The sequence below is a fragment of the Pseudorhodobacter sp. genome (assembly GCF_030452865.1).
GTDB lineage: Bacteria > Pseudomonadota > Alphaproteobacteria > Rhodobacterales > Rhodobacteraceae > Pseudorhodobacter.
Window position 1 is genome coordinate 1 of sequence record NZ_JAKDLJ010000050.1, and the last position, 13953, is coordinate 13953.

General features: G+C 60.1%; 17 protein-coding genes. All 17 read left to right on the forward strand.

Features of this window, described 5'->3' with window-relative positions; translation table 11 throughout:
• On the forward strand, positions 1–1050 hold a 1050-nt coding region (locus tag L0H65_RS04985), incomplete at its 5' end, for a hypothetical protein (protein WP_301457731.1).
• 14 nt (positions 1051–1064) lie between these two features.
• Positions 1065–1403: a capsid cement protein gene (locus tag L0H65_RS04990; RefSeq protein ID WP_301457732.1), complete on the forward strand. Its 339-nt coding sequence runs from the start codon at positions 1065–1067 to the stop codon at positions 1401–1403.
• Between the two features lie 11 nt (positions 1404–1414).
• A complete protein-coding gene (locus L0H65_RS04995; RefSeq protein WP_301457733.1) occupies positions 1415–2362 on the forward strand; it encodes a major capsid protein in 948 nt (315 codons plus the stop codon).
• A gap of 11 nt (positions 2363–2373) precedes the next feature.
• Positions 2374–2844: a hypothetical protein gene (locus tag L0H65_RS05000; protein WP_301457734.1), complete on the forward strand. Its 471-nt coding sequence runs from the start codon at positions 2374–2376 to the stop codon at positions 2842–2844.
• 69 nt (positions 2845–2913) lie between these two features.
• Positions 2914–3108, forward strand: coding sequence for a hypothetical protein (locus tag L0H65_RS05005; protein WP_301457735.1), 195 nt, complete (start codon positions 2914–2916; stop codon positions 3106–3108).
• Entirely contained in the window at positions 3108–3353 is a 246-nt protein-coding gene (locus L0H65_RS05010; protein ID WP_301457736.1) for a cyclic nucleotide-binding protein, read from the forward strand. The genes L0H65_RS05005 and L0H65_RS05010 overlap by 1 nt, the downstream gene beginning before the upstream one ends.
• The gene (locus tag L0H65_RS05015) at positions 3350–3772 is read left to right on the forward strand and encodes a gp436 family protein (protein ID WP_301457737.1); all 423 of its coding nucleotides are present in this window, start codon (positions 3350–3352) and stop codon (positions 3770–3772) included. The genes L0H65_RS05010 and L0H65_RS05015 overlap by 4 nt, the downstream gene beginning before the upstream one ends.
• A complete protein-coding gene (locus L0H65_RS05020; RefSeq protein ID WP_301457738.1) occupies positions 3772–4200 on the forward strand; it encodes a hypothetical protein in 429 nt (142 codons plus the stop codon). Before L0H65_RS05015 ends, L0H65_RS05020 begins: the two co-directional genes overlap by 1 nt.
• A gap of 3 nt (positions 4201–4203) precedes the next feature.
• Positions 4204–4341 (forward strand): hypothetical protein, encoded by a 138-nt coding sequence (locus L0H65_RS05025; RefSeq protein ID WP_301457739.1) that lies wholly within the window; start codon positions 4204–4206, stop codon positions 4339–4341.
• The gene (locus L0H65_RS05030; protein WP_301457740.1) at positions 4341–5264 is read left to right on the forward strand and encodes a phage tail tube protein; all 924 of its coding nucleotides are present in this window, start codon (positions 4341–4343) and stop codon (positions 5262–5264) included. Before L0H65_RS05025 ends, L0H65_RS05030 begins: the two co-directional genes overlap by 1 nt.
• A gap of 10 nt (positions 5265–5274) precedes the next feature.
• Positions 5275–5649, forward strand: a complete 375-nt coding sequence (locus tag L0H65_RS05035) for a hypothetical protein (RefSeq protein WP_301457741.1) — start codon at positions 5275–5277, stop codon at positions 5647–5649.
• Between the two features lie 65 nt (positions 5650–5714).
• Complete coding sequence (locus tag L0H65_RS05040) at positions 5715–6026, forward strand: DUF1799 domain-containing protein (protein WP_301457742.1); 312 nt, start codon at positions 5715–5717, stop codon at positions 6024–6026.
• The gene (locus L0H65_RS05045) at positions 6023–10006 is read left to right on the forward strand and encodes a phage tail tip lysozyme (RefSeq protein WP_301457743.1); all 3984 of its coding nucleotides are present in this window, start codon (positions 6023–6025) and stop codon (positions 10004–10006) included. The genes L0H65_RS05040 and L0H65_RS05045 overlap by 4 nt, the downstream gene beginning before the upstream one ends.
• Complete coding sequence (locus L0H65_RS05050) at positions 10006–10662, forward strand: hypothetical protein (RefSeq protein WP_301457744.1); 657 nt, start codon at positions 10006–10008, stop codon at positions 10660–10662. The genes L0H65_RS05045 and L0H65_RS05050 overlap by 1 nt, the downstream gene beginning before the upstream one ends.
• Before the next feature lie 2 nt (positions 10663–10664).
• Entirely contained in the window at positions 10665–11264 is a 600-nt protein-coding gene (locus L0H65_RS05055; protein ID WP_301457745.1) for a hypothetical protein, read from the forward strand.
• A complete protein-coding gene (locus tag L0H65_RS05060; protein ID WP_301457746.1) occupies positions 11261–11683 on the forward strand; it encodes a hypothetical protein in 423 nt (140 codons plus the stop codon). The genes L0H65_RS05055 and L0H65_RS05060 overlap by 4 nt, the downstream gene beginning before the upstream one ends.
• Position 11684: 1 nt before the next feature.
• Positions 11685–13953, forward strand: a 2269-nt coding sequence (locus tag L0H65_RS05065) for a phage tail protein (protein ID WP_301457747.1), incomplete at its 3' end; no start/stop codon positions are given.

A 13953-nucleotide genomic window follows, 5' to 3' on the forward strand; every position in this document is an offset into this window, starting at 1 on the left:
GCGGCAATCACCTATTCCGCCGCGGACCTCAAGGCCGTGGCAGATGCTTACGACTTTGACACCGCCCCGGCGCCGATTGTGGTGGGTCATCCGGATGCGGACGCTCCGGCGTTCGGTTGGGTGGAGAGTTTCGAATATGACGCCGCCGCCGGTCGCTTGTTCGCCAATCTGAACGAGATCGAACCAGCCTTCGCCGAATTGGTCAAAGCCGGTCGTTTCAAAAAAGTGTCGATGTCCTTTTTCCGCCCCGATCAGGGTCACAACCCGGTGCCGGGAACCTGGTACCCGAAGCATGTCGGGTTTCTAGGGGCTGCCGCCCCGGCAGTCAGCGGGTTGGCCAATGCCAAATTCGCGGGCGACGCCGGTGCGGTGTTCACCCGGAGCTTCGGTTCCGGCCAAGAAGCCGCCAGCCTGTTTCGGGCTTTGCGCGATTTCATGATCGACCAGTTCGGGATTGAAAATGCCAACACTGCACTCCCGCCGTGGAAAATCGACTGGCTTGAAGAAATTGACGACATTGAAAATGCGGACAGGCCCGGTGCTGGCTTTGCTGCATCCACCAATCCAAACCCCAAAGAGGAGCCTGCTGTGAACAAACAGCCAGATCCGGCTTTTGCCGCACGCGAAGCCGATGTCACCGCCCGCGAGGCGCGTATTGCTGCCCGCGAAACCGAAATCACCCATGCCGACAATGTCAACTTTGCCGAAAGTCTGGTCGAAGGCGGGCGTTTGATCCCGGCGTCGAAAGACAAGATTGTCGCCATTCTGGACGCTCTGCCGTCTGAAGCCACTGTCAGCTTTGCGGAAGGTGCGGCGAAACTCGCACCGGCCGCCGCATTGCGCGAGGTGCTCAATGCACAGCCGAAGGTCGTGAGCTTCGGCGAGATGGATCTGGGCGAAGATGGTCCCGAAGGCGGCAAAGCCGTCGATTTCGCCGCCGATGGCAAAGCCGTCGACGCCAATGGTCTGGCGGTGCATCGCAAGGCGATCGCCTATCAGAACAAATTCCCCGGCACGGCCTATCTGGCCGCTGTTGCCGCTGTATCCTGAAGGGAGCGCAAGAAATGCAGTTATTCCAAGACGTCCTGACTTTGACCACGCCGTCCACCGGCACGTTCGAGGCTTATGACCTGGTCAGCCCGGCCGGTGCCAAAGTCACCGCCGCCGATGCGCCTGTGCTTGGCGTGGCCAAAAGCCCCATCACGGTCGTCGGCGATGCCGCCGCTGTGATGGTCATCGGAACGGCCCAAGTGAAAGCGGTCGGCGTCATCGCGCTGGGGGCAAAGGTGGTCTCTGCCGCCGCCGGTGGCGTTCAGACCGCAGGCGGCAGCCCCGCCAATGCCTTCGCCACTGCGCTTTCGGCGGCTGCCGATGGCGAGTTCGTCACCATCCTGATCCGTTAAAGGAAACTCTCATGGCTCCCCTCAATACCCGCACCGCCGCAGTGATCAACCCGATCCTGTCCAATCACGCCCGTGGTTATCACAACAGCACCTTCATCTCCAACGTGCTCTTCCCGCGCGTCCCGGTGCCAAATCGCGCGATGAGCATCCTGAAATTCGGAAAAGAGGCGTTCCGCAAGCTGAATACCCGTCGCGCGCCTGGCTCAAACGTCAAGCGCGTCCAGTACGGCTATGGCTCGGACACGATTTCGCTGTTGCAGGACTCGCTGGAAGCCGTGGTGCCGATTGAACACCAGCAGGAAGCCGAGAAGGTGCCCGGCATTGATCTGGGCGCGAATGCGGTCAATATGGTTCTCGATGTCGTCGATCTTGGCCTTGAATATGATGCGGCTCAGCTTGCGCGCACTTCGGGCAACTATGACGCCAATCACAAGCTGGCGTTGACCGGCACGGACCGCTGGAGCAATGCGGCCTCGGACCCCGGCGATGATATCCGCAGTGCCAACGAGGCGATCCGTCGCTTCATCGGTCGTCGCGCCAATGTGCTGACGCTGGGCCCCTCTGCCGCCGCGGCGCTTAAGAACCATCCCAAGGTCAAAGAGCAGTTCAAATATGTCTCCAAGGACTCGATCACGCTCGATATGCTGGCGGCGTTCTTCGAGTTGGAAAAGGTCATCGCGGGCGATGCTGTCTATTTGCCTGAAGGGGCTGCCGACAGCGTGCAGGCGACCGACATCTGGGGCGATGACGCGATCCTCGCTTATGTCCCGCAGACCGGCGGCAATTTCATGGTGCCGAGCTACGGCTACACCTACGAGCTGCTCGGCTATCCGCAGGTCGAAGAGCCGTATTACTCGCGCGAAACCAAGTCGTGGATTTATCCGACCACGACCGAACGCCGCCCCTATCTGGTCGGGGCCGACGCAGGCTTCCTGTTCCAGAACGCAGGGGCCGCGTGATGGAGGGTGCGGTGAAAGTCGATGTCATCCTGCTTCAGCCCGCGAAGGTTGATGGCAAGATCGTCATGCCGGATGGCAAGCCGATCTCTGTCACACCGGATATCCGCGACCAATTGATCGCGTCCGGCGTGGTGGTGATGGGCGATCAGGTTGTGATCGTCGCTGCCGATGCACCCAAAGACATCGCAGTTCGCGCAGGCGATCCGATCTCTGATGAGGCGATCAACACGCTTTTGGAAAAGGCACTGGCCGAACAGGCCGAGGTGTTGAACGCCTTGAAGGCGGAGGAGTTGGCCAAGGCGGCGAGCGACAACAAATCCCTCGCTGCGACCTTGTATGAGGCTGAAAACGAGGCGGCAGCTTTGCGCAGTAAAGTCACATTGCTTGAAGCACAGCTTGCTGCACCGAACCCACAAGATACCCCCCCGAGCGAGAAGACCGCAAAGCCCCCTCAAAAGGGTGCAGCGGCGAAAAAGGGCTAAGGCCCCTCGCGCCGGGCGGCGTCAAACCCGCCCGGCGCACCCAAACCCTCCAACCAAAGGATCGTCAGAATGACCACGAAAGTGACCGTCAGTGCAAATCACGGCTGGCCCGTTGATGTCACGTTTTTCAATCCGGATGTTGAAGACGAGGGCACCACTTTCCGCGTTGCTCGCGGTGAAACCCGCGACTTCCACGTTTACGACACCCGAGACCTGATGATCCACGAGGTCCAGCCGCGCGAACTCGCCAAAGAGGTCGCGTAATGAACGATCTCCCCCATTCCGGTTTGCCGGTTTCCGGTTATCGCCCGCAAAGCGATGACGCCGTGGCCTTGGTCAACAGCATGAAACAGGCCGAAGAAGCAATTTTGCGCAAGCTGGACGCGATGGCAGCCAACGCTGAAACCGACAAACGCTGGTTGGCGATTGGGCGCACCGCGATTGAACAGGGCTTCATGGCGATCAATCGCTCTGTCTTCAAACCGGCCCGCGTGGACCTGGTTGAATGAGCTATGCCAGCATCACAGATCTGATCGAGCGCGCGGGTGAGACGGAGATCCGTCAGATCGCCGATCATGACCGCGATGGCACCGCCGATCCGGATGTGATCGACGCGGCGCTGTTCGATGCTGACAACATGATCGAGGGCTATGTGTTTGCGCGCTACAGCCGCCCGCTGCCCAGCATCCCGCCGATCCTGAAAACATGGGCGGTCTCCATCGCCCGCTACATCTTGCATCGCAATGGCGCACCCGATCACGTCGCTCAAGATTACAAGGATGCGCTGGCCAGTCTCAAAGACGTGTCCGCTGGTCGCTATGCATTGCCGGTCGCAACGGGCGATGAGAGCCCAAAAGCCCAGACCGGTCAGATTTTGGCGGATCATCCGCCCGAAGTCTTCACGGCTGACAGATTGGCGGGCTGGTGATGTTGGCTTTGATCCACGACCGGCTGAGCGCCGTTCTGCCGCAACCACCCTTTTCCGGGGTCGAGATCGCAGAGGACATCGACGCATTGGCCTCCCGCGCCGGATTGGTTGAAAGCGGTACAGTGATCCTGATGCCGTGGAAAGAACGGGCCGGGCCGCAGATGCTGGCCACCGGCGGTCATCGCCAAAAGGTGGAGACGCAATTCGCGGTTGGCATCGTGATCCGGCACTACGATCAGTTGATGGGTGGCGAGCGCGCCGTCCAGTTCGACAGTTTCAAGACATCGGTGGAGGCGGCATTGGCGGGCTGGGAACCTGCCGATGCATCGCCTTGTGAATTGATCGGCGGCGAAAGCAGCCCGATCTCCACAGGTGTCAGCATTTACGTCCAGACCTGGACAACCACCCGTTTCCTGACAGGAGCCTGAACCATGCCCAAAATGCCAACCGAAGGTGGAAGCTACACCCGCGATCCCGACACCGGTGTGTTGACCAAGGTGACCGACGAAGAGGGATCGCCGGTGCCGCCCGCCAAAATCCAAGAACCCGTCAAAAAGGGAGGTAAATGATGCCCCGTCTGTTCCGCAAACTTGCGATCCTCAACAAGGTTGAGACCACCTACGGCACCAATGCCACGCCTGCGGCTTTGAACGCCATCATCGCCAAGAACGTCAGCTTCATGCCGTTGGAGGCTGACGAGGTGAACCGCGATCTGATGCTGCCATATCTTGGCAACCAAGGCATCATCCTGACCGGCAAACACGCCAAGATCGAATTCGATGTCGAGATGGCAGGTGCCGGTGCTGCTGGCACCGCCCCGAAATATGCCTCTCTCTTGCAGGCTTGTGGTTTTGCCGAAACGCTCACCGCCGCAACCTCTGCGGTCTATTCGATCGTCGAGAGCGGAGTCAAAAGCTCGACGATTTTCTTTGAGGTGGATGGCACCCGTCACATCATGCTTGGCAGTCGCGGTACTCTGACATTCAACGTGGCACCCAAGGCGATCCCAACGATCCGTTTCAGCATGACCGGTCTGTTGGGCACCATCACCGATCAGGCGTTGACTGCGGTGACAATGACCGGTTGGCAAACGCCGCTGGAGGCGTCGTCGGCTAATACCACGATGAGCCTGCATGGATGGAGTTCGATTGCCGAGCAACTGACTGTCACGCTTGGCAACACTGTGACACCGCGCTTTTTGATCGGCAGCGAAAGCGTGATCATTTCTGACCGCAAGGTCACTGGTCAGGCCGTGGTCGAGGCCACCAGTCTGGCAACGATTGACTGGTTTGCGCGTGCGCTGGCCCGCACCCGTGGGGCCCTGTCGTTGGTCCACGGCAAAACGGCTGGCAATATTGTCGAGCTGGCAGCACCTGCCATCGAGGTCGGTAAGATCACGCAAGGTCAGACCGACGGCATTCTGAACTACAGCTTGCCGCTGTCCTTCTGCCCGGTCACGGGCATGGACGAGATGACCATCACAATTCGCTAAGGGGTTAAACATGCAGTTCAAACTGTCCAAATCGCATCGCTATTGGTGGCCGGTCATGGTGCACATCCCGGATCCAGATGCGCCGGGCAAACTGATTATGCAGGAGCTGCAGGTTCAGTTCGAGCCGCTCACGCGCGATGAGTTTCTGTCTGCCCAGGAAGCGGCCGCGAAAATGACCACTATGCGCGAATTGGCAGATCATGAGGTCGCGCAAGCGCGCCGGATCGTCAAGAACTGGCAAGGTGTCGTCGATGGAGACGGCGAAATCCTGCCCTTCAGTGAGCCCGATCTGGACGTGGCGCTGCAACAGCCATGGTTCCGCAAGGCGGTAAATGACGCACTCACCCAATCCATGAACGGCGAAGAAGCCCGCCTGGGAAACTGAAGGCGGCTGCACGGGCTTGGGCACTTGCCCGCTGCGGCCGGGCTGACAACCGCCAAGCGGTGCAAATGGACGCCGAGCTTGCGGGTCAGTTTGAAAGAATGGGCGTCGCGGTCGAACACGACGTCAATGCCGGACCGGAAGCTTTCGAGATCATGGCTCAAAATGTCGATTGCTTCCGGGTTTGGCTCGGTTGCGAGACCCAATGGCGGGTGGCCGTGGGCATGGGCAGCATGTCGTGGCTGGGTTTGGATTACGGTGCGGTCGATGTCGTGTTGCGCAGGGTCGGGCTGGAGACGGGTCGCGCGAATGAGGTGTTCGGCGATCTTATGGTGATGGAAGCCCAGGCTTTGGGTGTGTTCGGGGAGGAAAAGCAGTGACGGCGAACAACTTCAATTTCTCCTTGGTTCTGCGGGCCGATGTCGGTGCGGCAAAAACGGCACTGTCAGATGTCACCACCGGCATGCGTCAAATGTCGGTCGAGGCCACAGCGGCGGGAAGCGCTGCCGCCAAGCAAGGCGTTGATCTGGAGCGTATGGCCGCTGCGGCTGTAAAGACCATGGCCGCTCAAGATGGTCTCGTCGCGGCCGAAAAGCGCGCGGCGGAGGCCAGAACCCGCGCATTGGTCGCGCCGCTCGCCAATCCGATCGGAGCTACCACGCCCTTGGTAGCGGCGTTTACATCCACAGAAACGGCGGCAGAGTCGCTGCGCCGGTCAGTGGGTGGGCTTTCCGCCTCGATCGGAGCGCAAGCCCATGACATGCTGGAAGGCGCTGCGGCCTCGCGGGCGTGGCAGGCAGCGCTGGATGATGTCCGCGCCAGTTTCAACCCGCTCTTTGCGGCCTCGCGCCAATATGAGGCGCAAATCGAGCGGATTGCCGAAGCTGAAAAGACTGGTGCGATCAATGCGCGCGAAGCGGCGGCCGCGCGCGAAGCCGCTGCCGGTCGTTTGGCCCCCATGGTCAATGGTCCGGGCAGGTCGGCCGTTGCCAGCCGGTTCAACACTGCCAATGTCGGTGCGCAGGGCTTTGACATTGGCGTCACCGCCGCCATGGGGATGAACCCTTTAACCATCGGCTTGCAACAAGGTTCGCAACTCGTTCAGGTGATGCAGCAAATGGGCGGCGGGACGACGGCCCTCAAAGGTGTTGCGGCGGGTCTCTTGTCAATCGTCAATCCGGCAAGCCTCGCCACGATTGCTCTGGTCGCGCTGAGTGCTGCTGGCATCCAAGGGCTGATGAAGCTGAAAGGCGAGACCAAGACGTTTGATCAGAACGTTGGAGACCTGACCAAAACGCTGGGTCAGATGAAAACCAGTCTGGAATTGGTGCAGAACATCCGGTTGGGCGACACCTTTGGGTCGCTGACCGCCGACGTCAAAGGTCTTGCCCAAGGTATGCTGGAGCTTGATCGCGCCGCTGAGTTGAAACAGATGAAAAGTGTCATCGACGGCTTCTTGGACAAAGAGGTTGGTGAGGGTCTGGTTCAGAAAATTGGCCGATCGTTTGCGGTTGGTGTGGTGACCGCAGGAACCGATGTTTCTCCACAAGCAGGTGCCCGCGCAAACTACAAAGCCCTTGGTGCTGCTGACAGCTACGATGATTTCAAAGCACGTACAGACGAAATCAGCAAGCTTTCCAAGAGCGGCGATGTTGAGGCGGTGACAAGCAAAGTCCTGGAATTGCAGAAAGCGATGTCTGGCGGCGGCGCGGTCACTGACATGTCGGATGAGTTGCGCGCGCTGCTTGGCGAGATCGCCAAAACGGCGATTGAAAGCGCCAAGGTTGAAGCGATCTGGAACGGCTCGGCAAAAGCTGCCGTGATCAAACGCCAGACCGACCAAATGGTTATGGCCTACAAACAACAGGCCGAGCTTGCCGGGGCAGAGACACAGTTCGGAAAAGCCAGCCTGCAGGTCGATCAGTTGCGCAACCGTCAAGCCCGCGAGATGTTGGCTGTGCGTATGCACGAGCAAGGCATTGAGGTTAAAAGCGCCGACGGTCTGCGCATCATGGCGGCTTTGGCCGCACAAGAACTGGCAACCGCCAAACAGATCGCCGACGAAAAATCACGGCGGGTTGATGCGATCGCAATTGGATTTAAGCAGGAAGCCGAACTCTCGGCCGCCGCGCGGCAGTTTGGTCAGGACAGCATTCAGGTGGAGCGTATTCGCGCCCGCCAGGCCAGTGACGCACTTGATCTGCGGCTTGAGGAGATGGGTGTCGTCAAGGGCAGCGTCGAATGGCAAAAGGCGCATAATGCGTTGCTTGAAAAGCAGTTGCAGCACGAGCAGGATATCATCGAGGCCAAGAAAGAGGCGGTGCGCGACCAGTTGGACCGCATCGACGGTGTGCGCCGCGAAACAGCCCTTATCGGTGCCAGCAATGCCGAACGCGTCCGCGCCAACGCGATTGCCGCAGCCGAGATCGATATCCGCAAACGCAAACTGACCGGGCTGGAGGCAGAGCTTGAGCGTATAAGGGCCATTGGCCGCGCCAACGCCGAGATTGAGCGCGATCGCCAAAAGGCACTTTATGACATCGCGGGTCAGTCCAGAATGGACGCGTTTGATGGCCAGATCGCGCGGGAACGCAACCCGGCCGCCCGCGCCGCGCTTGAGGCGGAAAAGGAATATGCTCGCCAGATTGCGTCCGGGGCCGATGCAACGGTTGCGGCCGCAGCCGCAGAACAGGTCCGGGCGAAAGCCCTGGACGAGGTGCGCCGGTCGCAGGATGACTATATCCGGGGCCAGCGCGAGCATCTTCAGCAGCTTCAGCTGGAATTGGCGCTTGTCGGTCAGACAGCCGAGGTGCGCGCCCGCGTGTTGGCTTTGGTCAAGGCTGAGCGCGAAATCCAACAGCAGGGAGCGACTGGGGCGATGGCGGCCGAGATGCGTCGCAATGCGGTTGCCGAGGCCGAATTTGGCCGCGTGATCGAGGCGCAGGCGGATGCCTGGGGTCGTGTCCAGTCGGCAGGCGAAAGTGCGATCGACAGTGTTCTCGACAAGCTGCGCGCAGGCGATGTCAAAGGGGCATTGTCGGATTTCATCGGCGAGATCGAAAAAGGGTTCTTTGATCTCGCGATCCGCAATCCGCTGAAGAATGCGATTTTCGGAACCAATCTGGGCACATTGCAGGATGTCGGCGGCCTTGGTGGCATTTTTGACCGATTGACTGGCCGAGGCGGCGTCGACGAAGCAGCGTTGGTGTCAAAAGCGACGACGGCTGTGCAATCCATGGCCGTCACCGCCACCACTGTCACGATTGGCGGCGTGGGGATACAATCCTTCCTCAGCCAAGGCGCGGGTCTAGGCGGTGGCACGGCCGGATTGGGCGGTGCGGGGCTTGAAGGCTCGGGAGATGTGCAATCTCAGGTCTGGGGCTTTTTTGCCGCCAAAGGGCTGGCCCCGCATATGATCGCAGCGATCATGGGCAATGCCTCCGCCGAAAGCGGCTTCAACCCGATGGCCGTCGGCGACGGTGGCAATGCCTTTGGGCTGTTCCAGTGGAACGATCGCAAAAATGCGATGTTCAATTCAATTGGCGGCAAAGAAAATCTTGGTGACATTCAAGCACAGCTCGAATTCGCTTGGCACGAGTTGATGACCTCAGAAAATGGCCCGTTCCGCCGCTTGATGTCCTCGACCAATCTCTATGATGCCACTAGCGCCTTTGTCGGATTTGAACGTCCAGCGGGCTACACGCAAGGCAACCCGCAGGGTTCAAAGCATTGGGATCAGCGGTTGGGTGCAGCTGAGACGGCAATGCGCAAGTTCGAAGGTCAGGTCTATGCGACGAACCAAGGTGTCGCGGCGCTTGGCAATGGCACTGCGCAGGTCGGTCAAACCATGCAGGGCTTTGGCAGCAGCCTGCAAGGACTGGTCTCGGGCATCGGGGCGCAGCATGGCCCTCTGGGCCAGTTTGCGGGCGGCTTGCTGTCCTGGGCAATTGGCAAAATTCCGGGCTTTGATGACGGCGGCTGGACCGGACCGGCCGCCGATCACGCAGTCACCGGCGTTGTCCATGGTGGCGAATTTGTCTTTGACGCCCCGGCAACCCGCAAGATCGGCGTCGCCAATCTGGAAGCGATCCGGCGCGGGTCGATGCCAGGCTACCGCGAAGGTGGTCTGGTCACCGGCGGTCTGCCGCCGAGCTTTGCGGCCACAACTGGCAGTGCAATGGGCGTTGGCGGTCAGGTCGACCCGACCCGTTTCGTCGCGGAGATCAATGTCTCCGGCACCGGCAACGCAGAGATCCAGCAAGGCGTTCATGCCGCAATTTCGCAAGCGTTCGATTTCTTCGGTCGTGAGGTGCTGCCGGGCCAAGTCAAAACCATCGTCAATGACAAGTGGGGCAGCTGATGGCTTACACCTTTCCGCTGACACTCGCCCAATTCATGCAGATCCTGCCCATTCGGGAGATGAGCTTTACGCTCGGCGGTGCCGTCGAGATCTCTGAAACCGAGGGCGGCGAGATCCTGACAGCCGCGCTTGGCACCCGCCTCTGGGAAGGTGATATCTTTCTGGACGACATGACGCGGGATGAGGCCGGTGACGTCATGGCGATGCTTGAATTGCTGCGCGGATCAGGTGCTCGTTTTATGGTCTATGACCTCGCGCGCCCCGGCCCACGCCTTGATATCTCCGGTGTGGGACTCGCATCTTTCAGCCCGAAGCTGTTGTCGGTCTCCGGCACCACCCGTGAAATCAGCCTGTCAGGATTACCAGCATCCTATGCATTGCGCCGCAGCGACTATCTCTCTTTTTCATATGGCAGCGATCCAGTGCGCTACGCCTTGCATCGCGTGGCTGCGCCAGTGTCTGCCAGTGTCGGTGGTGTGACGCCGTTGTTCGAGGTCTCTCCAAACATCCGACCCGGTTTTGCCCTCAACGCAAATGTCACCCTGCTGAAGGCGTCATGCAAGGCCGTAGTTGTCCCCGGCTCGATCCAGGCGGGACGTCACAAGGCGACAATGACGACCGGCGTGAGTTTCAAATTCAAACAGACGTTGAGGTAGTCATGCGCGCTTACAGCCCCACCACCGCTGCCTATTTCGCCGCCCGCGCGAGCTTTCACGCGCATAACCTGATCTGGTTCAAAGCCAAGAACCGCACCACCGGCGCGGATGAAACCATCGGGTTCTGGACCGGGGATGATCACGCAGTTTTCACCATCGGAGGCGAGACGCGCACCTATTTCGGTGCAGGGACAATGGCAAAGTTCGATCCTTTGCGACGACAGGTCGGAGTGAAAGCCCGCACGCAACGGGTGTCCTTTTCGCAGGTGGTGCCGGAATTTTTGCAGCTTATCCGAACCTATGATGAGCGCCATGCGCCGGTCGAAATCCATCGCGCGTTGTTTGATCCACTTTCGGAACTGCTGATCGATGAGCCGCACCTGATCCAACGCGGCTTTGTCGACAAGGCCAAATTTCCGACCCCGCCGAAAGGTGGCATGGCCTCGGCCTCGATCGAAATTGCAACGCATGCGAGGGCGCTGACCAAAACCCTGTCGCGTTATCGATCCGATGCCACGCTGCGCGCCCGGTCATCTGGGGATGCGATCCGCCAATATGCCAGTATCAGCGAAGCAGTCGACACGCCTTGGGGGCGGGCATGATCGCACCGCTCATCCGACTGCCCGATTGGCGTCCCCGCTTGATTGCCTGGATATCCAAGATCCACAACCGGCCAATCCTGCCGGGCCAGCATGATTGCTGCCTGTTTGGCGCAGGGGCCATTGAAGCACAGACCGGTGTTGATTTGGCGGCCGGGTGGCGTGGTCGCTATTCGACCTATGCCGGGGGGCGGCGCATTCTGCGAAAAGCAGGTTATGACGATCACATTGCCCTGATCGCCGCGCACCTCGATGAGGCCCATGTCTCCACGGCTGCGGAAGGCGACATCGCGATATTGCCGACGGAAGATGGTGACGCCGTGGGGCTGGTCCAAGGCGTGGCTGTCTATGTTCTTGGGCCGTCGGGACGACTTGGTCTCGCACCGATGTGTCCGGTGCAGCGACTTTTCAAGGTGAGATAGCATGCCCGTAGCAGTAGGTTTCATTGGTGGCATGTTCGGATTTGGCAGCGCCACCGCTGCTGTAGCCGCTGGCGCGACCGGGGCGTTCGCCATCGGTGCAGGCTATGGCATCGCCTTTGGTGGCACCATTCTGGGCAGTCTGACCGCAAACCTGCTGACGACAGTGGCTTTCTCGGCCCTACAACGCGCATTGATGCCTTCGCAGAGTCGCGGCGGCGGCTTGACCATTTCCGCCACTGTCAGCGGTGAAGACCAACCCGAAACCGTCATTCTTGGGCATTACGCCACGGGTGGTTTTGCGCTGTGCCCAACCTACAGTCATGGCAAATCAAACCGATATCTGACGCATGTGATCGAGATTTGCAGTGCGCCGGGCGCAACGCTTGAGCGGTTCATGCTGGGGGATGAGTGGGTCGAATTCGGCCCGACCGATCACCCCGACTATGGCAAACCCGTCACCGGTGACAAATATGGTGGTCGTGTCTGGCTGAAATACTATGACGGGACGCAGACGACGGCCGATCCAATGTTGCGCGCGCAATATGGCACCCATCCTGACAGGCCCTGGACGGCTGACATGATCGGGAACGGCCTCTGCTATGCCATTCTGACGTTTGAGTATAATCAGGAAAAACTCTCGCAGGTGCCGCGATATCGCTTCGAGATGTCCGGAATACCCCTTTACGACCCGCGCAAGGATAGCACGAAGGGCGGCGTCGGCTCCCAACGCATCGATCAGCCCGCGACTTGGCATCAAACCATGAATGCGGCGCTGCTGATCTGGAATATCATGTATGGCATTGCGCTGCCGGGCGGCGAGGTGTGGGGCGGTAGAATTACCGATCTTTCTGCGCTGCCACAAAGCACATGGACGGCCGCAATGAACCGCTGCGATGTCCCGGCGGCGGTCGAGGGTGGCACCGAACCGATGTATCGTGCGGGGATCGAGGTATCGCTGTCGCAACCGCCAGCCGCCGCGATCGAGGAGTTGCTGAAAGCCTGTTCGGGTACCATCGCCGACATCGGCTTTGGCTGGAGCATGGTTGCAGGGGCACCCCCTTTGCCGGTTTACAGTTTCACGGATGACGATGTGATCGTAAGCCAGCAACAGGACCGTGATCCGTTCCCGAGCCTGCAAGACACCTATAATGCGGTTTCAGCAAAGTTCCCGGACCCGAAGCACTTTTGGGAAACCCGAGAAGCGCCGCAGCGCACCAACGATGTTTGGGAGACATCCGACGCCTTTGGCCGCCGGTCCGCCAATCTCAGCCTGCCAGCCGTGCCGTTCCCGGATCAGGTGCAGCGCCTGACACTCGCCTGGCTGAACGATGGCCGTCGGTTCATCCAGCACACGGTCAGCATGCCGCCGGATGCGGCACATGTTGAGCTGAATGATACCGTCACCTGGACCTCCGCGCGCCACGGATACACTGGAAAAACATTCCAGGTCAGTGAGCTTGTTGAGGATCCGCGCACTGGTATTCGCCAAGCGATCATACGCGAATGTGATGCGTCAGATTGGGCAGTACCACCCGATTACATCCTTCCGTCGCCGCCAGTGCCGCAACCGACTACGGTCGTGCTGTCGGTCTTGGAGGATTTCACCGCCACGCCGCTGACCATTTATGATGGCAGCAGCGCCGCCCGCCGGGGGGGCATTCGATTGACGTGGTCCACGGACATGATCGCGGACGGCCTGCGCTATGAGATACGTCTTCCGGGCGCTGGCACTGCCGTGGCGACCGGCACGGCACAAGCAGTAAGCACGGGCTTTCTGGACGTTTTTGATGGACTGTTGCCAGCGACCGTCTACGAGGCACGAGCGCGGCTGATCGCTGAACGTTCAACCTCCTGGTCCAGTTGGGCCACGGTGACAACACCGGATGTCCGGTTGGGTGCGGCGGATATCGCGTCGCAAATCATCGCAGATATTGCTGACGCGAAGGCGGAGATTGCAGCACAAATCGGTATAAAGCCCGTCGCGACATTGCCTGCGACCGGCGAAAAACCCGATCAGATCGTGATGCTGCCGGACGGGGTGCTTTGGCGCTGGGATGATACCGGCAGCACCTGGACGCGCACCTTGTACGGCGGGATCAAGCCGGGTGATGTGCAGGTTGCCAGTTTTGCCGCAGGTCTGGAGCCGGTGACCATCGTCTCCGCCGGTGGTCTGCCGGTGGTCAAATCGACCACGGCCATCGTCTGGTCCGGCAAACTCTACCGCTGGACCGGCACGGCCTACACGGCGGCAGTGCCTGCGGGCGATGTGA

Bases quoted from the DNA above. Each gene is read 5' to 3' on its own strand.
- L0H65_RS04990 (WP_301457732.1), top strand. From the start codon at position 1,065: ATGCAGTTATTCCAAGACGTCCTGACTTTGACCACGCCGTCCACCGGC.
- L0H65_RS04995 (WP_301457733.1), top strand. From the start codon at position 1,415: ATGGCTCCCCTCAATACCCGCACCGCCGCAGTGATCAACCCGATCCTG.
- L0H65_RS05005 (WP_301457735.1), top strand. From the start codon at position 2,914: ATGACCACGAAAGTGACCGTCAGTGCAAATCACGGCTGGCCCGTTGAT.
- L0H65_RS05010 (WP_301457736.1), top strand. From the start codon at position 3,108: ATGAACGATCTCCCCCATTCCGGTTTGCCGGTTTCCGGTTATCGCCCG.
- L0H65_RS05015 (WP_301457737.1), top strand. From the start codon at position 3,350: ATGAGCTATGCCAGCATCACAGATCTGATCGAGCGCGCGGGTGAGACG.
- L0H65_RS05020 (WP_301457738.1), top strand. From the start codon at position 3,772: ATGTTGGCTTTGATCCACGACCGGCTGAGCGCCGTTCTGCCGCAACCA.
- L0H65_RS05025 (WP_301457739.1), top strand. From the start codon at position 4,204: ATGCCCAAAATGCCAACCGAAGGTGGAAGCTACACCCGCGATCCCGAC.
- L0H65_RS05030 (WP_301457740.1), top strand. From the start codon at position 4,341: ATGCCCCGTCTGTTCCGCAAACTTGCGATCCTCAACAAGGTTGAGACC.
- L0H65_RS05035 (WP_301457741.1), top strand. From the start codon at position 5,275: ATGCAGTTCAAACTGTCCAAATCGCATCGCTATTGGTGGCCGGTCATG.
- L0H65_RS05040 (WP_301457742.1), top strand. From the start codon at position 5,715: ATGGACGCCGAGCTTGCGGGTCAGTTTGAAAGAATGGGCGTCGCGGTC.
- L0H65_RS05050 (WP_301457744.1), top strand. From the start codon at position 10,006: ATGGCTTACACCTTTCCGCTGACACTCGCCCAATTCATGCAGATCCTG.
- L0H65_RS05055 (WP_301457745.1), top strand. From the start codon at position 10,665: ATGCGCGCTTACAGCCCCACCACCGCTGCCTATTTCGCCGCCCGCGCG.
- L0H65_RS05060 (WP_301457746.1), top strand. From the start codon at position 11,261: ATGATCGCACCGCTCATCCGACTGCCCGATTGGCGTCCCCGCTTGATT.